Source organism: Arthrobacter zhaoguopingii, assembly GCF_009828595.1.
Taxonomy (GTDB): domain Bacteria; phylum Actinomycetota; class Actinomycetes; order Actinomycetales; family Micrococcaceae; genus Arthrobacter_D; species Arthrobacter_D zhaoguopingii.
Genome location: NZ_WPNY01000005.1, coordinates 71975 through 92322 on the forward strand (window position 1 = coordinate 71975; position 20348 = coordinate 92322).

Here is a 20348-nt window from a genome sequence, read left to right on the forward strand (position 1 = left end):
TGCCGGAGGGCTTTCTGGCACGATGGCACTGTGAGTATCTTCCTCGTCCTCGTCGCTGTGGCCCTGCTGGCCGGTACGGCCGCCGCGGCCTGGCGGCTCCCGCAGGGGCGCACCGCGCTGCGCCGGTCCGCCCGCCCCGGCTGGGTGCTTCCGGGCCTTGCCGGGCAGCTTCCGGTGCTGCCGCCGATCCTGCTGCCGGACACCCCGGCCGCCGAGGACGTCACCGCGATCCGGTTCGGGAGGGCCCTGCGGGGCTACCGCACCGACCAGGTGCATGAGGTCCTGAACTCCCTCGCCGGGGCGCTCGCGGATCGGGACGCCCAGATCGAGGCTCTGCGCCGGAGCTCCCAGGGTCCCGCCGGCCACGGCGGGGCACAGCCGTGACACCGGCCGCCGCGGGCTCCGACGGGAAGCTGCGCTGCGGGTGGTCGGTCTCCAGCGCCGAGTACGAGCGATACCACGACGAGGAGTGGGGCCGGCCGGTCCACGGCGAGGCCGCCCTGTTTGAACGCCTCAGCCTCGAGGCCTTCCAGTCCGGGCTGAGCTGGATCACCATCCTGCGCAAGCGCCCCGCCTTCCGTGAGGCCTTCGCCGGGTTCGAGCCGTCCCGGGTCGCGGCCTTCGACGATGAGGACGTCGCCCGGCTGCTCGCCGACGCCGGGATCGTCCGCAACCGGGCCAAGATCCTGGCCACCATCGCGAACGCCCGGGCGCTGGCGGCCCTGCCCCCGGAGGTGAGCCTCGCCGGTCTGCTCGAGGCCCACCGGCCCGCCCCGCGCCCGGCGCCGGTGGAACTGCAGGAGGTCCCCGCGATCACCGCCGAGTCGACGGCGCTCGCGAAGGCACTCCGCGGCCACGGCTTCCGGTTCGTCGGGCCCACGACGGCCTACGCCATGATGCAGGCCACCGGCTATGTGAACGACCATCTCGCCTCCTGCTGGGTGCGCGCGGAGACCGCCGCCGGTGGGCCGGACGGCGCGGCGGCGCCGGTGCCGTGACGCGCCCGGGACTGCAGGGCGGCAGGCGCGGAGCACTGCTCCGGTGGCCCTGGCCGGTGCAGGTCCTTCTCGTCTTCGGCGCAGCCCGTGCCGTCTCCGCTGCCCTGCTCACCGCTGCGGCCTCCCGCCAGTCGGCCAGCCCCTGGGGGCCGGCCTCCCCGAACTACCTGTCCTTCGTCGAATTCTGGGACAGCGGCTGGTACCGGCGGATCTACGACGAGGGATATCCCGAGGTTCTGCCGCGCGCCGAGGACGGGTCCGTGCTCCAGAACCAGTGGGCGTTCTATCCCCTTTTCCCGGCACTGGTCCGGTTGCTCACTGTCCTGACCGGAGGCGGCTGGAATGTCCTGGCCCCGGCCGTGGCCACCGCCTGCGGCTTCGCCGCCGCCCTGATGCTCTACCGCCTCTTCCGCCTGGCCGCCGCCCATCGGGAAGCGCTGTGGGGCGTGGCGTTCGTGGCGTTCCTGCCGGTGGCGCCGGTCCTCCAGGTTCCGTATGCGGAGTCGCTCCACCTGCTACTGCTGGTGCTGGCGCTCTATCTGGTGGCGACGGGCCGCTACCTCGGCGCGGTCCCGGTGGTCCTGGTGATGGGCCTGGCCCGGCCGGCGGGTGTTCCGTTCGCGGTGCTCGTCTTTGCCCTGCTGGTCCGGGCGGCGGTGCGGTATTGGCGGAGGCCCGCCGGCCCGTCCCGGGAGGAGCCCCCCGGTCCGGCCGTGGCCCGGCTCGCGGTGCTGACGCTGGCCGCGGGTGCCGCGGCGCTTTGCTGGCCCGCCACGGCATGGGCGGTGACCGGGCGGTTCGACGCCTACGTGGAGACCGAGACGGCCTGGCGGGGATCGCACCTGGCGCCCTTCCTGCCATGGCTGCAGGCCGGGACGAACCTGCTCGGGCCCGTCGGTGGGCCGGTGGCGGTGCTGGCCGCCGCGGCCGCGTGCGTCCTGCTCCTGCGGCTGGAGCCGGTGCGGCGCCTCGGGCGGGTGCCCGTCTGGTGGTGCGCTTCCTACCTGCTGTACCTTGCCGCGTTCTGGAACCCGCAGACCAGCACCTACCGCATCCTGCTGCCGCTGTTTCCCCTCGCGCTGGCCGCCGTCTTCGCCGTTCGGTCCACGCCGGCCCGGTGCGCGGTCCTCGGGGTGTCGGTGCTGCTGCAGGCCGTCTGGATCGCCCTGTTGTGGATGTGGAACCCCTCAGGGGGTACCAGCGACTTCCCCCCCTGAGGGCGCGACACTGTGATCCGCACCGCACTGAATTAGTCCCTGCGCGCGATTGTGCTGGATAATGTTTGGTGATGACGTGTATCGGCGCGCTTCTCTCTCAGGGGGTGCGTTCCGCGCACACCGCTTACCGACGCGCGGCCCTCATCCGGCAGCGCACTGTTGAAAGGGACACTCCTTATGGCTGCCATGAAACCGCGAACCGGCGACGGACCGATGGAAGTCACCAAGGAGGGGCGCAGCCTCATCATGCGGGTCCCGATCGACGGTGGGGGACGGCTCGTTGTCGAGCTCAACGCGGAGGAAGCCGGAAAGCTTAAGGACTGCCTGCTCACCGTCACCGGCTGAGTCCGCCGCGTCGGGTCGGGCCGCCCGGCCGGCCGGGTCAGGCCTGGCGTTTCACGGCGAGCAGCAGGCCCGATCCCGTCGGCAGCAGCGCCGACAGGAGCCTCTCGTGCTCCCGGACGGTCCTGCCGACCTGGCGCAGCGTATTGGTCGAGGCCTCGCGTACGGCCGGTTCGGCCACGCGGTCCGCATCGAGCGCGTCATTGACGATGAGCATTCCGCCGGGCTTCAGCAGCCGGATGGCCTGATCCACGTACAGGGGAAGATTCGGCTTGTCGGCGTCGATGAACACAAGGTCGTAGGCGGCGTCGGTCAGCCGGGGGAGCACATCGGCGGCGCGCCCGGAGATGGTGCGCGTGCGGTTGGCGGGGATCCCCGCCTCCGCGTAGGCCTCCCGGGCGGTGCGCAGATGGTCGACGTCGGAGTCGATGGTGGTCAGCACGGCGCTGCGGCCAAGCCCGCGCAGCAGGCACACGCCCGAGACCCCGGCGCCCGCGCCGACCTCGACGGCGGTCTGCGCCTTGGACCCCGCGGCAAGCACCGTCAGCGCTGCTCCCACACCCGGTGACACGGGGGTCACTCCGAGCTCGTGGGATCGGTCCCGGGCGCGCAGGAGGACGTCGTCCTCCTCCGGAAGCCCTTCGGTGTAGGACCAGCTGCTCTGCTTATCCGCGGCCATCGGTGTCCGTTCTGTCGGTGATTTCTGGTTCGGGCCCCCACCCCGCTTCAACCCTACTGTTAATGCCCCTCGGGGCGCGCACCGGTGTCCATCCAACGCACCTGCTTTTATCAGCGTGCTCCCAGCTTGATGCGAAAGTATTTTCTTTCCGGGACATCCAACGCACGTACGGCGTCGAACTCCTTCTGGCTGCATTTTCAGCTCGCAGCAGCCCGGAGCGGGAACAGTTCGACGGCGGGAAGAGGAAACTGATGTCTACAGTACGGGCGGCAGCGGCCGCGGGGCCGGCGATCCCTCCGGCCGAAGCCGGCACGGGCGACAGTGAGTGGGTTGCGCCGTCCTGGGAGGAAGTCGTCACCAACTACTCACCGAAGGTGTACCGGCTCGCGTACCGGCTCACCGGCAACAAATTCGACGCCGAGGACCTCACACAGGAGGTGTTCGTCAGGGTCTTCCGCTCGCTGGCCAACTTCAAGCCGGGCACCCTCGACGGCTGGCTGCACCGCATCACCACGAACCTCTTCCTCGACCAGGCGCGGCGCAAGACCCGCATCCGGTTCGACGGGCTCACCGAGGAGGCCGAAAGCAGGCTCCCCAGCGGCCATCCCGGCCCCGAGCGCAGCTACGAGTTCAACAACCTCGACATCGATGTCCAGTCCGCGCTCGAGGAACTGCCCCCGGACTTCCGGGCCGCCGTCGTGCTCTGCGACCTTGAGGGGCTGGCCTACGACGAGGTGGCCGCGGTGCTCGGGGTGAAACTCGGAACCGTACGCTCGCGCATCCACCGGGGGCGCACCATGCTCCGGGAGAAGCTTGCCCACCGGGCTCCACGGAGGCCGGCCCTGTCGATCCCGCGCATCGCCGGCGTCGGCTAGGCCCTGCGTCGGACCAAATGGTCCGGGTGCGGCCCAGGAAGGTAGTCTTTTCTCGTGTTGGGAATCAACGGTCTCGAGTTTGTCGTTCTGGCGCTGCTTGCCGTTGTGATCCTCGGCCCGGAGCGCCTCCCCGAGTACGCCTCCCAGCTCGCCCGGCTCGTCAAGGGACTCCGGAGGATGGCCACCGGCGCCCGTGAGCAGCTGCGTGAGGAAGTGGGCCCCGAGCTGGACGAGGTCGACTGGCGCAAGCTCGACCCCCGCCAGTACGATCCCCGGCGGATCATCCGCGAAGCGCTCCTCGAAGATTTCGACGACGTCCTCAAGCCCGTCAGCAGCGGCGCGCCCGCACCCGTCGCCCCTGCAGAACTCCGCAGCGCGCCTCAGGCGGCCCGGCTGTCCGCCGGGCAGGCGGCCCCCTATGACGCCGAGGCGACCTAGATCGAGCAAGCTGGACCGAGCAACCTGAACCAAGCGACCTGGACCGTCAGTCCCGCCGGGGGTCTGGTGAGGACCGGGCTCAGCGCGGGGAGAGCGTCAGCTTGGTTCCCGAGAGCCCGCGTGGGCGGTGCGCTAGTCCGTCCGCAACCTTCCTCAGTTCAGCGGCCGCGGGGGAGTCCTCCCCGGTCAGGACGATGGGCAGGCCCGCGTCGCCGCCCTCCCGTAGGGCCACCTCGACGGGCACCGAGCCCAGCAGTCCGATGTCGGTGCCAAGGGTGTCGGTGAGCCGGGAGGCGAGGGTAGCGCCGCCGCCGGCGCCGAACAGCTCGAGCCGCCCGCCGCCGGGCAGTTCGAGCCAGGACATGTTCTCGATCACCCCGGCCACCTTCTGGCCCGTCTGTGCGGCCATCGCCCCGGCTCGTTCCGCCACATCCGCCGCCGCACTCTGTGGGGTGGTGACCACGAGCAGCTCGGAGCGCGGCAGCAGCTGCGCCACCGAGATCGCGATGTCCCCGGTGCCCGGGGGCAGGTCGAGGAAGAGCGCATCGAGGTCGCCAAAGTAGACGTCGGTCAGGAACTGCTCGAGGGCACGGTGGAGCATCGGTCCGCGCCAGGCCACGGGCTGGTTGCCGCTGACGAACATGCCGATCGAGATCACCTTCACCCCGTGGGCCACGGGAGGCAGGATCATTTCATCGACCTTCGTCGGCTGCTGGGTGATTCCCATCAGCGCCGGCACTGAGAATCCGTAGACGTCCGCGTCGATGATGCCCACCCGCAGTCCCTGCGCGGCCATGGCGGCTGCGAGGTTGACGGTGACGGTCGACTTGCCGACCCCGCCCTTGCCGCTGGCGACGGCGTAGACGCGGGTCAGGGACCCTTCCTCATTGAAGGGGATGCCCCGGGCCCCGCCCGGACCGCGGAGCCTGGCCTTCAGCTCATCGCGCTGGTCCTGGTTCATCACACCGAGTTCGACGCGCACGCGCTCGACGCCGGACAGTCCCGCCAGGGCCGCCTCGACGTCCGAGGTGATGGTGGTGGAAAGGGGGCACCCGGCGATGGTCAGCAGGACACGAACGGTCACGGTGCCGTCGCCGGGGGCCTCGACGCCCTCGACCATCCCGAGGTCGGTGATGGGCCGGCGGAGTTCGGGGTCGAGCACCGAGCCGAGTGCCGTGAGCACTGCTGCCTCAGTGATCACTGGCTGTCGCTTCCGATTGGCGGGGCGACCCGGGGCAGGCTCATGGTGTTATCCGACGGTTTCCTCCGCGGTTTCTTCGAAAGGGTCGGCTCCTGGCCGTCCGCCGCCTCAAGCAGTTCCTCGAGTGCCGAGCGGAGCTCCGAACGCACATAGTCGCGGGTGGCGACCTCGCGGATGGCGATGCGCAGCTCGGCGATCTCACGGGTCAGGTATTCGGTGTCGGACAGGTTCCGTTCGGCCCGGTGCCGGTCCTCACGCAGCGACACCCGGTCGCGGTCGTCCTGCCGGTTCTGCGCCAGCAGCAGCAGGGGGGCCGCGTAGGAGGCCTGCAGGGACAGCATCAGCGTCAGGGCGGTGAAGCCCAGCGCCGCGCTGTCCCACCGGGCGTTCTCGGGTCCCCAGGTGTTCCAGACCAGCCAGAGCACGCAGAACACCGTCATATAGAAGAGGAACTGGGGGGTTCCCATGAAGCGTGCGAAGTTCTCGGTGGCGCTGCCGAACCGGTCCGGGTTGGGACGCAGCCGGGGGAACACCCGTTTGCGGCTCTCCCGTGGGGTGTCAAGACCGGTCGAGGTCGAGCGGATTCTCTCAGCCATTTGTTCCTCCCCGACGTAGCGCGCGTGCGTCGTCCTGGGCCCGCCAGTCGTCCGGCAGCAGGTGATCGAGCACGTCGTCCACCGTCACCGCACCTACCAGGCGGCCCTCCTTGTTGATAATCGGCAGCGAGTTGAGGTTGTAGGTCGCGAGGATGCGGGAGACCTCGCTGACATTGGCCTGGTCGCTGACCGGCTCGAGGTCCGCATCGAGGATGTTGCCCAACTGCTCGGGCGGAGGGAAACGCAGCAGCTGCTGGATGTGCACCACGCCGAGGTAACGCCCGGTCGGGGTCTCCAGCGGCGGGCGGCACACGAAGATCGACGAGGCGAGCGCCGGGGTGAGTTCCTCGCGCCGGACGTGCGCCAGCGCCTCGGCCACCGTGGCTTCGGGCGGGAGGATGACCGGCACCGTGGTCATGAGCGAGCCGGCGGTGTCCTCCTCGTACTCGAGCAGGCGGCGCACGTCGTCGGCGTCCTCCGGCTCCATCAGCTGGAGCAGTTCCTCCTTCTGGGCCTCCGGGAGCTCATTGAGCAGGTCCGCGGCGTCGTCGGGGTCCATCTCCTCGAGGATGTCGGCGGCCCGTTCGCGATTGAGCGATGAGAGGATCTGGACCTGGTCGTCGTCGGGCAGCTCCTGGAGGATGTCGGCAAGCCGGTCATCCTGAAGCTCGCCGGCCACCTCGAGGCGGCGCTTGTTGCTCATCTCGTGGAGGGCCTCGGCGAAGTCGGCGGCCTTGAGGTCCTCGTGCTGGGCGACGAACTGCGAGGCCCCCTGCGGTTCGTTCGTGGCCCCGTGGTAGGCGTCGAGCCAGTTGATGATCAGGCGCTCGCCGCTCCTGCGCAGGCTCCGCAGGGCCGAGGTCGGCCCGCCGCGCCGGATGAACAGCTGGGAGACGTGCCAGTCCCCGGCCCTGTTCTTCTCCATGGCGATGTCTTCGATGACGGCGTCCCCGGAGCCGTCCTGCAGGGTGACCCTCCGGTCGAACAGCTCGCCGACCACCAGCAGTTCCGCCCCCCGCTGCTCGAAGCGGCGCAGGTTGACCAGGCCCGTGCAGATGATCTGCGAGGTATCCATCGAGGTGACCCGGGTCATGGGCACGAAGATGCGTTTCTTGCCCAGAACCTCGATGACGATGCCCACGACCTGCGGCTCCTTCAGGGCGCCGCGGTCGAGCACCACGACATCACGCAGCCGGCCCAGACGATCGCCCAGGGGGTCGAAAACGTCGAGGCCAAGGAGGCGGGCCACAAAGACGCGGGTTGGATTGGTACTCACAAGGCAAGGCTACTTCGCGGAGCGGGATCCGGTGTATTCGGTGACGGTTTCACCGGTGCCGGGGCTGTTCAGCCGGGGTCAGTTCCCACTGTCGAGAAGCGCTGGAGGCCGGTGACGCGCAGGAGTCTGAGTTTGTCGTCATCGGTGCTGCCGGGCGTCGTTGTGTAGACGACGATCCTTAGGTCACTGCCTGGTGCGCTCAGGACGTCGCAGTCGACGGTGATCGGGCCCACGGGAGTATTCGCGATCGTCTTGCGGCTGGACCGGTGCTCCGCGACGCGGGCTTCGGCCCAGCGGCGTCGAAACTCCGGTGACGTGGCGGACAGCCGTGACACGAGTTGGGTGAGTGCGGCGTCCTGGGGGTACCGGCCTACCGCTGCGCGCAGGTCGGACGTGAGATCGCCTGCAAAATCCGCTTCGTGCTGGGTGTCGAAGGTTACTCCAGGGTGGCCCGAGGTGAAGTGCCGCCAGACCAGATTGCGATCGGCTTTCGAGAGTGTGGACGGATCTCCGATCAGCGCCGCCCAGAGGGGATTCCACAGGAGGATGTCGTGAGCAGCAGTAAAGACAGCGACCGGCACATCATTGAGGCGGTCGACGATGCGCTGCACGCCGGGGGTTATATGGCGCGGCACCACCTGGGCAGAAGGGGCTGCGGCGCCGGCTGCCCGGTAAAGGTGGTCCCGTTCGCTCACTGTCAGCCGGAGTGCGACCGCCAGCGCCGCCAGGACGTGCGGGGACGGGTTCTTCGCTCTGCCCTGCTCAAGCCGCACCAGGTAGTCCACGCTCACGTTCGCCAGGATGGCCAGTTCCTCCCGGCGCAACCCCGTGCTTCGGCGGCCCAATCCCGGGGGCAGCCCGACCTCTGCGGGAGTGGTTCGGTCCCGCCAGGACCTCAGGACAGTCGCAAATTCGCTCACGTTACCTATCCTGCTCCTACCGTGGAGATTGTGGGTGGTACTGCCGGTCCTACCGTCGAGCGGTACCTTGGGGCCCGGCCCGGCGGGGCCCACGATGGATGCATGACAACCACACTGATCACAGGGGCCAATAAGAGCCTCGGACTTGAAACCGCCCGCCGCCTCATCGAGGCCGGCCACACCGTGTATGCCGGCATGCGCGACACCGCCAACGGCGGCGCCGCGCGGGCCCTCGGCGCCCACCTCGTGCAGCTTGACGTCACCGACCAGGCCAGCATCGACACCGCCATGGACTCACTGCCGGCGCTGGACGTGCTCGTCAATAATGCCGGGATCCTCGGGGCTTCTTTTGGCGTCGATGACCTCACCACGGACACCATGTTCGATGTCCTCAATACCAACGTGCTGGGCATTGTCCGCACCACTCAGGCCGTGCTGCCGCTGCTGCGCCGCTCGGGACACCCGGTCATCGTGAACGTTGCCTCGGGAGTGGGCTGGCCCAAATACCTGACCACCGGGGGAACCGATGAGCACGCCGTACCGGCGATCCCCTACGCGGCATCGAAAGCCGCGGTCATCACGCTGACCGTGCAGTACGCCAAAAACCTGCCCGGGTTCCGCATCAACGCCAGCGACCCCGGATACACCGCAACCGACTTCAACGGACACGGCGGCCGCCAGACGGTGACCGAGGGCACCGATGCGACCGTCGCACTCGCCCTCATCGGCCCCGAAGGACCCACCGGGGAATTTCACAACCGCCACGGACGTATTAACTACTGACGGCCCAACGTGCGGTGCGGTCCCGTCGACGGGGAGGGCCCTGCGTCAGCCCACCGGCACGGGTGAGAGCACCGCCGGCGGGGCGACGGAAAACAGGGTGAAGAACTCGGCAGCCAGCCCGGCGTCGCCCGCCACGGCGATCCGTTCGGACTCGAGCGCGTCGGGCACGGTCTCGCCGCTGAAAATCAGGTCCCAGAGGGCCAGGACATCCCCGGTCACCTCCACGTCGACGGTTCCCGCGCCGGACCGGCTGACGTCGATGGCCTGGGGGGTCACCACCACGGTGAACTGGTCCCCGTTGACCCGGATCCGGATCCTCGCGTCGAAGCGGGCTCCTTCGGGCGGAAAGTAGAGGGCCTTGAGCATCAGCATGAAAGCGTCGGTGCTCATGCCCTTCTCCGGCCGGTGCGAGATCCTCGATCCCCATCGCGAGAGCTCAAGGAGGATCGGTTCGAGTTGGTGCCCGCTGTCGGTGAGTTCATAGGCCGAGACGCTTGCCGGGGGCCCGAGCTTCACACGCCGAAGCAGGCCCGAGGCCTCAAGTTCCTTGAGCCGCTGGCTCAGGACATTCGGGCTGGCGTTCGGCAGGCCGGCGCGCAGGTCGCTGAAGCGCTTGGGTCCGAGCAGGAGCTCACGGACCACCAGCATCGACCAACGCTCGCCGACCGCATCCATCGCGAGGGCCGCTCCGCACGAGTCGTCATAAGTTCGCTGTGCCATGAAGGAATTATATCGCAGCTGCACGGGTTGGTATGGAAATGAAATTCTGTGATCCTGCAACAGGATCAACGTTGCACGGAAGGCGAATTATGGAGAAGTCAGCTGCACCGCTGGACCGGATCTTCGGAATCGAGTGGACGCCGGAGCGTCTTCAGGCCGCGGCCGCAAGCTATGAGGTGGTCCAGTCCCACACCTCGTTCCACAGCACGGTGGTGCGGCTTGCCTCCCGGACGGACCGTGTCGACATGCCGTCGTTGCGGGCACTGGTCACCCGCACCATGGGACGGGTCGAGGGGACCTACTGGATGGTTGCCGCCCTCGCGGTGGCCCACCTCGCGCTCAGCTGTCCTGAGCTGCTCACCGAGGAGCAGGCCTCACTCCTGCTGACTCCGCTCGCTGCCGGCGAAAACGCCGTCCCCTCCGACCGGGCGTTCGCGCACGCCGCCTAGGCTGAACCGCCGTCCCGGCCCGCCGGAACCTCCCACCATCGCCTGCGGCCCTTCGGCGGCCGCGGCGCGAGTTCACTGCAAGCGATACTCCATCCCGGGCGTCCGGATGTGGTGAACAATGGGCCCATGGCGAATGTACTTGGACGCACCCCTTCCCGTGACGAAGGCCGCGCTCTGCCGCGCGGTGAAACGGTGGGCCGCTACACGGCCTACCTCGAGGCGCAGAAAGCGGTGGACTACCTCGCCGACAACAAGTTCCCGGTGGAACGCGTCTCCATCATCGGCAACGACCTGAAGACGGTGGAGCGGGTCACCGGACGCCTCAGCTACCCGCGGGTGGCCCTGGCCAGTGCGGCCACCGGCGCCTGGTTCGGCTTCTTCGTCGGGCTCATCCTCACCCTCTTCGGCGGCAGCGAACCCTTCACCAGTGTCCTGTCCTCCATGGCGCTCGGTGCGATGTTCTGGCTTCTCTTCGGAGTCATCACCTACGCGTTCCAGCGGGGGAAGCGGGACTTCACCTCCACGAACCAGGTCATCGCCACTAGTTACGACGTGATTGTCGACCCCTCGGTCGCGGGGGAGGCGCGCCGCCGGCTCCAGCAGCTTCCCATGAACGGCCAGGCGCTGCATCCCGGAGGTCCGGCGGGCGGCTGGGACCAGCCCGCGGGAGGCTATCAGCCTCCCGCCCCGCAGGGCGGCATCCCCTCGGGCGGTCCCGAGGAGACCCCCGGCCCGGCCCGGCCCGACGCGGGCACACCGGCTGCGGACGGTCCTGGCAGTGCGCCTGGAGATCCGGCGGGACCCCGGCGCGGCAAGTATCCCGATCTTCCCGATGGCAGGCCCCAGTACGGAATCCGGGTCGACGCCCCCGTCCAGGAGGACGTCCCCCGCGCCGAGGGTCCGGGAGGCGGGCAGCCTCCGGCCGCGGAGCCGGAGGGAGCGGCTGCGGACGGGCCGGAGGGGAACGCGGGCCAGCATGGCTCGACGAGGGTCGAGCCTCCCCGCGACGGCCGGTAGACACCAGGCACGAGCAGCTCCGGCACGCGAAGAGCCCGGCACCCCAGGGGTGCCGGGCTCTTTCGCGTGCCCGGGCGGTTCGCCGCCGGCGCGCCTACTCGCCGGTCGGGCTGTAGATGCCGGCCATCCAGGCCTCCACGTCGTCGGGATCGCGGGGCAGGGCGGAGCTGAGGTTCACCGGACCGTCCTGGGTCATGAGGATGTCGTCCTCGATCCGGACGCCGATGCCGCGGTATTCCTCGGGCACCGACAGGTCCTCGTTCTTGAAGTACAGCCCGGGCTCGATGGTGAACACCATTCCCTCGGTGAGCACACCGTCGAGGTAGAGTTCCCGGCGCGCCTGGGCGCAGTCGTGAACGTCCATCCCGAGGTGGTGGCTGGTGCCGTGGGGCATCCACCGGCGGTGCTGCTGGCCCTCGGGGGCGAGAACCTCCTCGAGCGGCACCGGGAGCAGGCCCCAGTCGTTGAGGCGCTCGGCGAGGACGGTGACGGCCGCGGTGTGGATATCACGGAACTTCCGACCGGGCCGGGCGGCGGCGAAGGCGGCGTCGGCGGCCTCGAGGACCGCCGAGTAGATCCGGCGCTGCACCTCGGAGTAGGTGCCGTTCACCGGCAGGGTACGGGTGACGTCGGCGGTGTAAAGACTTTCGGCCTCAACGCCGGCGTCGAGCAGGAGCAGGTCCCCGGCGGAGACGCGGCCGTTGTTCCTGATCCAGTGAAGCACCGTCGCATTGTTCCCCGAGGCGGCGATGGTGTCGTATCCGAGGTCGTTGCCTTCTTCCCGGGCCCGGGTGAAGAACGCCCCTTCCACCACGCGCTCGCCGCGGGGGTGGGAGATGGCCCGGGGGAGCTGCCGGACCACTTCATGGAAGCCGTTGACGGTGGCATCCACGGCGGACTGCAGCTGCTCGATCTCCCAGGAGTCCTTGATCAGGCGCAGCTCCGAGAGGGCCTCGGCGAGCTTCGCGTCGAGGGCGTCGGCCTTCTCCAGGTCCACTCCGGTGTTGATGCGGGAGGTATCGACGAGCGCGTCGGCGTTGAGGTCGACCTCGCGGAGGAGCCGGATGCTGATGCCGCCGATCTGCGGCACGCCGGCGCCCTTGGTCACCGCCGTCTCGAGGCCGTCGAGGTCGGCCGTCTCAAGTGCCAGCAGGGATGACACCTGGGCGCGGGACAGGCGCGGGCCGATCCAGAACTCGCCGTAGCGCGCGTTGGCATAGAACTCCGAGCTGTCCCTGCCGGCCAGCTCGCGGAAGTACAGGGTGGCGGTGTGGTGGCCGCCGTCGTCGCCGGTTCCTTCGCCGACCGGTTCCATCACGAGCACAGCGTCGGGCTCGTGGTCCAGGCCGAGGCCGGTCAGATGGGCGAAGCCGGAGTGCGGGCGGAAGCGGTAGTCCGTGTCATTGGAGCGGACCTTCAGCGGGCCGGCCGGAATGACGAGCCGCTCGCCGGGGAACTGCTCCGAAACTGCGCGCCGGCGCTGCGCGGCGAAGTCCGCCACGGGCGCCTTCTCCGGCAGGGCGGTATCGGTGGGTGCCCAGCTGCCGGCCATGAAGGCCTTGAACGCCTCGGAGTCCGGACGCTGGGACCGGTTTTCGTTGCGGCTCGACAGCGGCTGGTCTTCGGGGGTGACCGGGGTGGCCCCGGGCTCGGGCTGGAACGCTTGAGGATTCTCTGCTGTACTCACTGGTCCATGGTCCCACCGGTCCCGCGGGCGGCCAAACATACCGCCGCGGCGTGCGCGTGTTGAAGCGCGGGCCGCCCCTTCAAGGAACGAGGAATCCGCGTCCGCTGGCGTAGATTGGGTTGGTGAGAATCGACCTGCACACGCACTCCAACATCTCCGACGGCACGGAAAGCCCCGGGGCGCTGATTCGTTCGGCGCGGCGGGCCGGGCTCGATGCCGTCGCGCTGACCGACCACGATTCCACGGCGGGCTGGGCGGAGGCGGCGGAGGCGGCTTCAGCGGAAGGCATCCGCTTCATCCCGGGGATGGAGGTGTCGTGCCAGAGCGACACCGGCATCAGCGTGCACGTCCTGTCCTACCTGCACGACCCCGCCCACGCCGGCCTGCTCGCGGAGATCGAGAAATCGCGCGCGGCGCGCCTGAGCCGCGCGCGGCGTATGGTCGAGCGGCTCTCCGAGGATTTCCCGATCAGCTGGGACGTGGTCGAGGACCATGTGGCCGACGGGGCCACCGTGGGACGCCCCCACATCGCCGACGCGCTCGTCGCCCTGAAGATCGTCGCCGACCGCTCCGAGGCATTCGAGCGGATCCTCACCGTGCGCTCCAAGTACTGGGTGGGGCACTACGCTCCGCATCCGGCGCTGGCGGTCGAACTGATCCGCAGCGCCGGGGGTGTGCCGGTGTTCGCCCACCCGTCGGCCTTCGCCCGGGGGCGGGTGATCGGCAGCGCGGTGCTGAACGAGATGATCGATGCGGGGCTGCTCGGCCTGGAGGTCGACCACCGCGACAACCCCGAAGATGCGCGGGACGCGCTCCGGCGCACAGCGGCCCAGTACGACCTGCTGATCACCGGCTCGAGCGATTACCACGGCGCGGGCAAGCCGAACCTGCTCGGGGAGAACGTGACGGCGCCCGAAACCCTCGACCGCATTATTGAGCACGCCGGCGGCCACCGCGTCCGCTAGGGCAGGCGCCGACTGCTACGCGCTGCTACGTCCGGCCGGTTCGCAGTAGGGGGCCAGGCGCCTGCGCATGATCTCGACGGCCTGCGGGTTCTGGTCGACGCACACGAACCGGCGACCCAGCTTCCCGGCGACGGCGCCCAGGGTTCCGGACCCGGCGAAGAAATCGAGGACCCAGTCGCCCTCGCGGCTGCTCGCGGCGACCGCCCGGCGCAGCAGGCCCTCCGGCTTCTGCGTCGGATAACCGGTCTTCTCGCGCCCGGTGGGCGAGACGATGGTGTGCCACCAGACATCGGTGGGCAGCTTGCCGAGTGCGGCCTTCTCCGCGGTCACCAGCCCCGGCGCCATGTAGGGTTCGCGGTCCACCTCGGCGCTGTCGAAGTGGTACCGGGCCGGGTCCTTGACGTAGACGAGGATGTTGTCGTGCTTCGCCGGCCACTTCCGCTTGGCGCGGGCCCCGTAGTCGTAGGCCCAGATGATTTCGTTGAGGAAGCACTCGCGGCCGAACAGCGAATCGAGCATCACCTTGGCGTAGTGCACCTCGCGGTAGTCAAGGTGAAGGTACAGCGTGCCGTCCTCGGCGAGGAGGCGCCATGCCTCGGCCAGCCGCGGCGCGAGGAAGTTCCAGTAGTCCTCGAACGCGTCGTCGTAGCTGGCGAGCATGCCCTTCACCGTGGAGTAGCTCATCCCCTTGAACCCGACCCGGTCCCCGGTACCGTCGGCATTGCGGACCATGCTCAGCTGCTGACGCCGCTGGGCCCGCCCCGTGTTGAAGGGCGGGTCGACGTAGATCATGGTGAAGGCGCCGTCGGGCAGGGTCGGGAGATAGGCGGCGTTGTCTGCGTGGACCACGAGGTTGCTGCCGCCCGGGGTCCAGGCAGGTTCTGTCATCGGGAGCTACTCCTCCGAGCCGCTGGTGGGCTGGGCGACGACCTCGCCGTTGCGCCTGCGGGTGCGGGTGCGGCGGGGACGCTCGGGGGAGGCGGCCGACGGGGCGGCCGTGTCGGCGGCGCCCTCCGCGGCCGGTGAACGGCGCCGGCGGGAGCCCTGCGCGTCGCTGCCCTCGTCGGCGGAACCGGAACCCCGGCCGCCGGAGCGGGAGCGCGAACGGCTCCGCCCGCCCTCGCCGCGCCCGCCCTCGCTGCGCTGGCCGTCGCTGCGGGCGCTGTCCCGGCGCTGACCGTCTCCGCGGCCGGTCGGCGTTCCGGTGCGGCCCTTCTTGCCGGTCTCGCCGAGGTCCTCAAGCACCTCGGCGTCGATACCGGCCAGCTTGCGGGCGCCGCGCGGCAGCCGCCCCTTCGTCCCCTCCGGAATGTCGAGGTCGGTGAAAAGGTGGGGCGAGGAGGAGTACGTTTCGATCGGCTCGGGCGAGTCCAGCCCGAGCGCCTTGTTGATCAGGCCCCAGCGGGGCACGTCGTCCCAGTCGACGAACGTGACGGCCGTGCCCTTCTTTCCGGCGCGGCCGGTGCGGCCCACGCGGTGCAGGTACGCCTTTTCGTCCTCGGGGCACTGGTAGTTGATCACGTGCGTGATGTCTTCGACGTCGATCCCGCGGGCCGCGACCTCGGTGGCGACCAGCACGTCGATCTTGTCACCGCGGAAGGCGCGTAGCGCCTGCTCGCGCGCGCCCTGGCCGAGGTCGCCGTGGATCGCGCCGGCGGCGAAGCCGCGGTCGATGAGTTCCTCGGAGAGCTTCGCGGCGGTGCGCTTGGTCTTGGTGAAGATGATGGTGCGGCCGCGGCCGCGCGCCTGCAGGATCCGTGCGACGACCTCGGCCTTGTCGAGGTTGTGGGCACGGTAGATGACCTGGCGGATATCCTTCTTGGTGATGCCCTCGTCCTCGGGGTCCGCGGCGCGGATGTGCGTGGGCTGGGTCATGTACCGGCGGGCCATGGCGACGACGGGGCCGGGCATGGTGGCGGAGAACAGCAGCGTCTGGCGCACCGGGGGCGTGGCGGCGATCAGCGTCTCGACGTCGGGCAGGAAGCCGAGGTCGAGCATCTCGTCGGCCTCGTCGAGCACCACAATCTTGACGTTCTTGAGCACCAGGAGCTTCTGGCGGTGCAGGTCGATCAGCCGGCCCGGGGTGCCGACGACGACCTCGACGCCGCGCTGCAGCGCCTCGATCTGCGGCTCGTAGGCCCGGCCGCCGTAGATGGTGACGATGCGCGCATTGCGCTTCTTCGCCGCGGTGGTGAGGTCGCCGGCGACCTGCACGGCGAGTTCGCGGGTCGGCACGACGACGAGGGCCTGGGGTGCGCCCGGGACCGGCAGCTTGTCATAGCCGGCGTCGTCGGGGCCGACGACGCGCTGCAGGGCGGGAATGCCGAAACCGAGGGTCTTGCCGGTTCCGGTCTTGGCCTGGCCGATGATGTCGTGGCCGCCCAGGGCGATCGACAGGGTCATCGCCTGGATGGGGAAGGGGTGGAGGATGCCGGCGTCGGCCAGCGACTCCACGATGTCGGGGCGGACGTTGAAGTCGGCGAAGGTCTCGGGGACCTCCTTATGGGGTTCCTCGGTGGTGACGAGCGTGTCCTCGACGTCGATGGCGTCGTCGCTGTTATCGGCAAGGAGGTGGTGCGAATCCGCAACCGGGCTGTTCTGAGTGTTCAATTACGTACCGTTCATTAAGGCCAAGCGGCCACCGAGGCTCGACGGGTAGCTGGGATTGGCATCCAGCTCGGAGCGTATCGGAGGCGCAGGGCGTCCAGTGGAAGCCGATCGCGGGCTTGCAACTGCGTGCCGGCTGGCGGTTTGAGCGCCAGCGCCGGCTGGGAAAAACTCGGGACCGAGTAGGTACTGCGGGTCATCGGGGTATGTCGATAACGACCGGGCATCCATTACTACGACGTCAGTCTACCCCGAGGGCGCAGCGGATACGGGCAGGCCGCCCGTGGCGGCCGGTGCAGCCAGTTCGAAACGCACGACGCGGCGGGCGGTATCGGCCTCGACGAGCCGCACCGTGACCAGGGAACCCGCGGTCAGCTCTCCGTAGCACTTGGCCTCGATCGCCGGATCGATCAACTGCACCGTCCCCGAGGGGCGGCTGCGGGGCCCCGCGTCCCCGTTGCTGGGCTTCGAACCGGCCAGCACCACGGCGGTGAAGTCCTTGCCCACGTCGTCGCTCAGCAGCGCCGCCGCCAGGGCGTCCATGGCCCCGGATTCCATCCGGGCCGAGGCCTGGTTCGCCGCGGCCATCAGGGAATTCAGGTCGGGCAGGGCATCCCGGGCCCACTGTGGCACCGGCCGCCCCGCGCACAGGGCCTCGCAGATCACCAGCACGAACCGGTCGACCAGGCGGCGCAGCGGTGCGGTGGTGTGCGCGTAGGGCGCGGCGATCGCGGCCTGCACCACTGCGTCGGGCACCTCGCCGTCGAAGGCGGTGTACCCGGCGCCGCGGAACAGCGACGCGGCGGCGTGCATCAGGGCGAGCTGCTCGGGCCGGTCGGTGTCAAGGCTCCGCAGGAAGCCGCCGTAGGCCATCCCCTCAGGCCACGCCCTGCCGCAGGCCTCCGCCTGACGGCGGAACTTCGCCAGCGCCGCCTCGTCCGGTGCCGGCATGGTGCGCAGGATGCCGATGCCTCCCTCGATCATGATCCGGGCGGCCTCCATCCCGGTCATCAGGGAAATCTGGGCGTTCCAGTCCTCCGAGGGCAGTGCGGGGGCGGTCATCAGGAAGTAGCGGCCCCGCTCGAAGCCGATCTCCTGGGCGGGAAGGTTCAGGCTGGCTCCGCCGCGCCGGAGCTCGAGTTCGATGCGCTTGAGGCCGATCTCGCGCAGCAGCACCAGGTTCTCCGGCGCTCCGCCCGAGCGCAGGTGTTCCTCAACCTCGGCGTAGGTCAGCTGGGTCCGGCTGCGGACGGAGGCGCGGCGCACTGACGCTGTGGCCACCGCGGCGGAGGAATCGAGGTCGAACTCCCAGACGTAGGCGCCGCGGACCACCCCGGGCAGGAGGCTGGCCGCGTCCTCGGCGATCACCTCGGGGTGGAGGGAGATCCGCCCGTCGGGGGCGTATACGGTCTGGCCGCGCAACCGGGCCTCCGTATCGACGGCCCCGTCCGGCCGGACGAAGCCCGGGACGTCGGCGATCGCGTACCAGACGCGGTAGCCGGCACCCCGGCGCTGCAGGTGCACGGCCTGGTCGAGGTCAACCGAGCCGGGGGGATCGATGGTGATGAAGTCCAGTCCGGTGAGGTCCTCGGCCGGGAACTCGTAGGCCGCCACCGCGGCCTCCGCCTCCGCAAGGACCTCCGGAGGGAAGACGGTCCGCAGCTCAAGTTCGTCACGCAGCGCCTTCAGGGCAACGGCGAGGTGCTGCTGTGAGGCGCTGTCCCCGAGACCCGGATGCAAATACGGCACACGCTCACCGTAATACACGCACCGCGCCGCCGGGAGGGGACGGCCCGGAGGGCGCGGTGCCGCTTCGTCGGGCGGCGCGGGGAGGAAGGCCCGGCACGGCCTAGCCTTCTGTAGTGTTAGGTGAATGAACAACCGCACGAACGAAGGCGTTCAGCCCGGCCCCGACGGAGCTGAAACCTCCTTCGCCGCAGCCGACCCGGACCGGGTCCAGAACCCCCGCTACGCCCGCTTCATCGCGGATCTGCTGGGGGTCATCGCCTATGGGGAGCTTTCCGGATTCGAACGGCTTTCCTCGGATGCGAGATTCTCCCCGACCCTCGCAGACCGGGCCGGCATCGGACGCCTGGCGGTGCAGGAGTTCTCGCACTTCGAGCTGGTCAGCAGCCATCTGGCAGCCCGGGGGATCGACGTGGAGCAGGCGATGGCGCCGTTCGTGGCCTCCGTTGATGCCTTCCACGAGCGGACCCGGCCCGCCGACTGGTTCGAGTCCCTGATGAAGGCGTACGTGATCGATGCGATGTCGGGGGATTTCTACCGGGCCCTGGCTGGCCGGCTGGATACCGAGACCCGGGGGCTGATCGGCCGGATCGACGCCGACGCCGACACCGCGCTGCTCGGGCGGCGCCTCAAGGAGGCGCTCGCCGACGATCCCCGGCTCGCCTCGCGGCTGGCCCTGTGGGGGCGCCGGCTGGTGGGGGAGGCCCTGACCCAGGCCCAGCGGATCGGCATTGAGCGCGAATTCCTCGGCGGGCTGCTGTTCGCCGACACGACCGACCCTGCCGCCGATACAACAGCGCTGTTCGCCGAGCTCACGCGCAACCATTCGCGCAGGATGAGCGCCCTGGGCCTGACGGCCTGAGGGCCCGGCCCGCCGGAGGCGGGCCGGGAGGTGGACTCTAGAGAGCCCCGAAGCCGACGCGGCGCTGCTCCTCGGCGCCGATCTCGACGTACCCCAGGACCGTCGACGGGACGATCACCGTGCGGCCCTTGGAATCGGTGAGCCGGAGTTCGGAGCCGCCGTTCATCGCCGAGGCGACGACCTCCGCAATCGCATCGGCGGTTTCGGAGGACTCCAGAACAATCTCCCTGTTGACGTTCTGAATACCGATCTTAATTTCCACGGCGGGTGCCTCCTGTGTAGTGAACCTTTAGCCCTTGGAAACCTACTCTAGATCTCCTTGGGGAACCGACTAATTCCGCGCCAAGCTAAACGGTAGATCAGCTCACTGGCCGTTTCGATATCGAGGGTCCCGTCGGTTTCAAGCCAGAACCGAGCGCTGATCTGCGCCATGCCGGCCAGGCCGCGCCCGAGCAGGGTGGCCTCCACCAGCGACAGCTGGGTGTCCTCGGCAATGACCTCGGCGATGGCGTTGGCGAAGTGGGCGTTGAACGCCTCAAGGCGGGCGCTGACCTCGGGGTCGTTGCTGACATCGGACTCGAACACCAGCCGGTGGGCCTTGCTGTCACGGGCGATGAAGGAGAAATAGGCGCGCATCGTGGCCTGCACCCGGACCTTGTTGTCCCCGGTGGAGCGGAGCGCCTCCATGAGCAGGCTGGTGAGTTCGGCGAGGTGGTTCTCCAGCAGCGCCAGGTAGAGCTCCCGCTTGCCGGGAAAGTGCTGGTACAGCACCGGCTTGCTGACCTTCGCGGCCTCGGCGATGTCGTCCATCGCCGCGCCGTGGAAACCGTGGGCCACGAAGACCTCGTGCGCGGCATTCAGGAGCTGGCGGCGGCGCTCGTCGCGCGGCAGCCGCAGCGCTTTTCCATTCGGTGAAGCCTCTGCGCTCACAACCTGCAACCTCTGTTCTGGAGTTCCGTTCGGTTCAGTT

General features: G+C 69.4%; 23 protein-coding genes. 11 read left to right on the forward strand and 12 right to left on the reverse strand.

Annotated features, from left to right (window positions below; all coding sequences use genetic code 11):
* The first annotated feature begins 30 nt into the window (after positions 1 to 30).
* The 4 genes from GVV86_RS08550 (at position 31) to GVV86_RS08565 (ending at position 2560) form a co-directional block, all read left to right on the forward strand.
* A complete protein-coding gene (locus tag GVV86_RS08550; protein ID WP_246199743.1) occupies positions 31 to 384 on the forward strand; it encodes a DivIVA domain-containing protein in 354 nt (117 codons plus the stop codon).
* Positions 381 to 998, forward strand: coding sequence for a DNA-3-methyladenine glycosylase I (locus GVV86_RS08555; protein ID WP_159802520.1), 618 nt, complete (start codon positions 381 to 383; stop codon positions 996 to 998). The genes GVV86_RS08550 and GVV86_RS08555 overlap by 4 nt, the downstream gene beginning before the upstream one ends.
* Positions 995 to 2215, forward strand: a complete 1221-nt coding sequence (locus GVV86_RS08560; RefSeq protein WP_246199744.1) for a hypothetical protein — start codon at positions 995 to 997, stop codon at positions 2213 to 2215. The genes GVV86_RS08555 and GVV86_RS08560 overlap by 4 nt, the downstream gene beginning before the upstream one ends.
* Before the next feature lie 177 nt (positions 2216 to 2392).
* Positions 2393 to 2560, forward strand: a complete 168-nt coding sequence (locus GVV86_RS08565) for a DUF3117 domain-containing protein (RefSeq protein WP_081737717.1) — start codon at positions 2393 to 2395, stop codon at positions 2558 to 2560.
* Positions 2561 to 2597: 37 nt separating this feature from the next.
* Here the strand turns inward: GVV86_RS08565 and GVV86_RS08570 are convergent, their stop codons facing one another.
* Positions 2598 to 3236: an O-methyltransferase gene (locus GVV86_RS08570; RefSeq protein WP_159802521.1), complete on the reverse strand. Its 639-nt coding sequence runs from the start codon at positions 3234 to 3236 to the stop codon at positions 2598 to 2600.
* Positions 3237 to 3487: 251 nt separating this feature from the next.
* Between GVV86_RS08570 and sigE the strand changes: the two genes are divergently transcribed.
* Positions 3488 to 4111 (forward strand): RNA polymerase sigma factor SigE, encoded by a 624-nt coding sequence (gene sigE / locus GVV86_RS08575; protein WP_159802522.1) that lies wholly within the window; start codon positions 3488 to 3490, stop codon positions 4109 to 4111.
* 54 nt (positions 4112 to 4165) lie between these two features.
* On the forward strand, positions 4166 to 4549 hold the full coding sequence (locus GVV86_RS08580) for a sec-independent translocase (RefSeq protein WP_159617962.1): 384 nt from the start codon (positions 4166 to 4168) through the stop codon (positions 4547 to 4549).
* Between the two features lie 79 nt (positions 4550 to 4628).
* On the opposite strand, the gene GVV86_RS08585 is transcribed toward GVV86_RS08580, so the two are convergent.
* The 4 genes from GVV86_RS08585 to GVV86_RS08600 all read right to left on the reverse strand — a co-directional run bounded on the left by GVV86_RS08585 (position 4629) and on the right by GVV86_RS08600 (position 8542).
* Positions 4629 to 5750 (reverse strand): Mrp/NBP35 family ATP-binding protein, encoded by a 1122-nt coding sequence (locus tag GVV86_RS08585; protein ID WP_246669921.1) that lies wholly within the window; start codon positions 5748 to 5750, stop codon positions 4629 to 4631.
* On the reverse strand, positions 5747 to 6346 hold the full coding sequence (locus GVV86_RS08590) for a DUF1003 domain-containing protein (RefSeq protein WP_159617963.1): 600 nt from the start codon (positions 6344 to 6346) through the stop codon (positions 5747 to 5749). The genes GVV86_RS08585 and GVV86_RS08590 overlap by 4 nt, the downstream gene beginning before the upstream one ends.
* Complete coding sequence (locus tag GVV86_RS08595; RefSeq protein WP_159802523.1) at positions 6339 to 7622, reverse strand: magnesium transporter MgtE N-terminal domain-containing protein; 1284 nt, start codon at positions 7620 to 7622, stop codon at positions 6339 to 6341. The genes GVV86_RS08590 and GVV86_RS08595 overlap by 8 nt, the downstream gene beginning before the upstream one ends.
* Positions 7623 to 7690: 68 nt before the next feature.
* Entirely contained in the window at positions 7691 to 8542 is an 852-nt protein-coding gene (locus GVV86_RS08600; protein ID WP_159617965.1) for a helix-turn-helix transcriptional regulator, read from the reverse strand.
* A 102-nt stretch (positions 8543 to 8644) separates the two neighbouring features.
* On the opposite strand from GVV86_RS08600, the gene GVV86_RS08605 reads away from it, so the two are divergent.
* Positions 8645 to 9325 carry an SDR family NAD(P)-dependent oxidoreductase gene (locus GVV86_RS08605; RefSeq protein WP_159617966.1) on the forward strand — a complete coding sequence of 227 codons (681 nt, stop codon included), beginning with the start codon at positions 8645 to 8647 and terminating at the stop codon, positions 9323 to 9325.
* A 45-nt stretch (positions 9326 to 9370) separates the two neighbouring features.
* Here the strand turns inward: GVV86_RS08605 and GVV86_RS08610 are convergent, their stop codons facing one another.
* Positions 9371 to 10045, reverse strand: a complete 675-nt coding sequence (locus GVV86_RS08610) for a winged helix-turn-helix transcriptional regulator (RefSeq protein WP_159617967.1) — start codon at positions 10043 to 10045, stop codon at positions 9371 to 9373.
* 89 nt (positions 10046 to 10134) lie between these two features.
* Between GVV86_RS08610 and GVV86_RS08615 the strand changes: the two genes are divergently transcribed.
* Positions 10135 to 10494 (forward strand): hypothetical protein, encoded by a 360-nt coding sequence (locus GVV86_RS08615; RefSeq protein ID WP_159617968.1) that lies wholly within the window; start codon positions 10135 to 10137, stop codon positions 10492 to 10494.
* Between the two features lie 126 nt (positions 10495 to 10620).
* On the forward strand, positions 10621 to 11511 hold the full coding sequence (locus GVV86_RS08620; protein ID WP_201291407.1) for a YflT domain-containing protein: 891 nt from the start codon (positions 10621 to 10623) through the stop codon (positions 11509 to 11511).
* A 94-nt stretch (positions 11512 to 11605) separates the two neighbouring features.
* Here the strand turns inward: GVV86_RS08620 and GVV86_RS08625 are convergent, their stop codons facing one another.
* On the reverse strand, positions 11606 to 13237 hold the full coding sequence (locus tag GVV86_RS08625) for an aminopeptidase P family protein (RefSeq protein WP_159617969.1): 1632 nt from the start codon (positions 13235 to 13237) through the stop codon (positions 11606 to 11608).
* Positions 13238 to 13320: 83 nt separating this feature from the next.
* Here GVV86_RS08625 and GVV86_RS08630 point away from each other — a divergent pair, with 83 nt between their 5' ends.
* Positions 13321 to 14163: a PHP domain-containing protein gene (locus tag GVV86_RS08630; RefSeq protein WP_159617970.1), complete on the forward strand. Its 843-nt coding sequence runs from the start codon at positions 13321 to 13323 to the stop codon at positions 14161 to 14163.
* A 15-nt stretch (positions 14164 to 14178) separates the two neighbouring features.
* Here the strand turns inward: GVV86_RS08630 and GVV86_RS08635 are convergent, their stop codons facing one another.
* From GVV86_RS08635 to GVV86_RS08645, 3 genes are all read right to left on the reverse strand, one after another.
* On the reverse strand, positions 14179 to 15051 hold the full coding sequence (locus tag GVV86_RS08635) for a DNA-methyltransferase (protein ID WP_159617971.1): 873 nt from the start codon (positions 15049 to 15051) through the stop codon (positions 14179 to 14181).
* A 6-nt stretch (positions 15052 to 15057) separates the two neighbouring features.
* The gene (locus tag GVV86_RS08640) at positions 15058 to 16773 is read right to left on the reverse strand and encodes a DEAD/DEAH box helicase (protein WP_159617972.1); all 1716 of its coding nucleotides are present in this window, start codon (positions 16771 to 16773) and stop codon (positions 15058 to 15060) included.
* Positions 16774 to 17016: 243 nt separating this feature from the next.
* Positions 17017 to 18519 carry an RNB domain-containing ribonuclease gene (locus GVV86_RS08645; protein ID WP_159617973.1) on the reverse strand — a complete coding sequence of 501 codons (1503 nt, stop codon included), beginning with the start codon at positions 18517 to 18519 and terminating at the stop codon, positions 17017 to 17019.
* Between the two features lie 124 nt (positions 18520 to 18643).
* Here GVV86_RS08645 and GVV86_RS08650 point away from each other — a divergent pair, with 124 nt between their 5' ends.
* On the forward strand, positions 18644 to 19378 hold the full coding sequence (locus tag GVV86_RS08650) for a ferritin-like fold-containing protein (protein ID WP_159617974.1): 735 nt from the start codon (positions 18644 to 18646) through the stop codon (positions 19376 to 19378).
* 37 nt (positions 19379 to 19415) lie between these two features.
* Here the strand turns inward: GVV86_RS08650 and GVV86_RS08655 are convergent, their stop codons facing one another.
* Positions 19416 to 19640 carry a DUF3107 domain-containing protein gene (locus tag GVV86_RS08655; protein ID WP_120165026.1) on the reverse strand — a complete coding sequence of 75 codons (225 nt, stop codon included), beginning with the start codon at positions 19638 to 19640 and terminating at the stop codon, positions 19416 to 19418.
* Positions 19641 to 19687: 47 nt separating this feature from the next.
* Entirely contained in the window at positions 19688 to 20308 is a 621-nt protein-coding gene (locus GVV86_RS08660) for a TetR/AcrR family transcriptional regulator (RefSeq protein WP_246669922.1), read from the reverse strand.
* Positions 20309 to 20348: the final 40 nt, after the last annotated feature.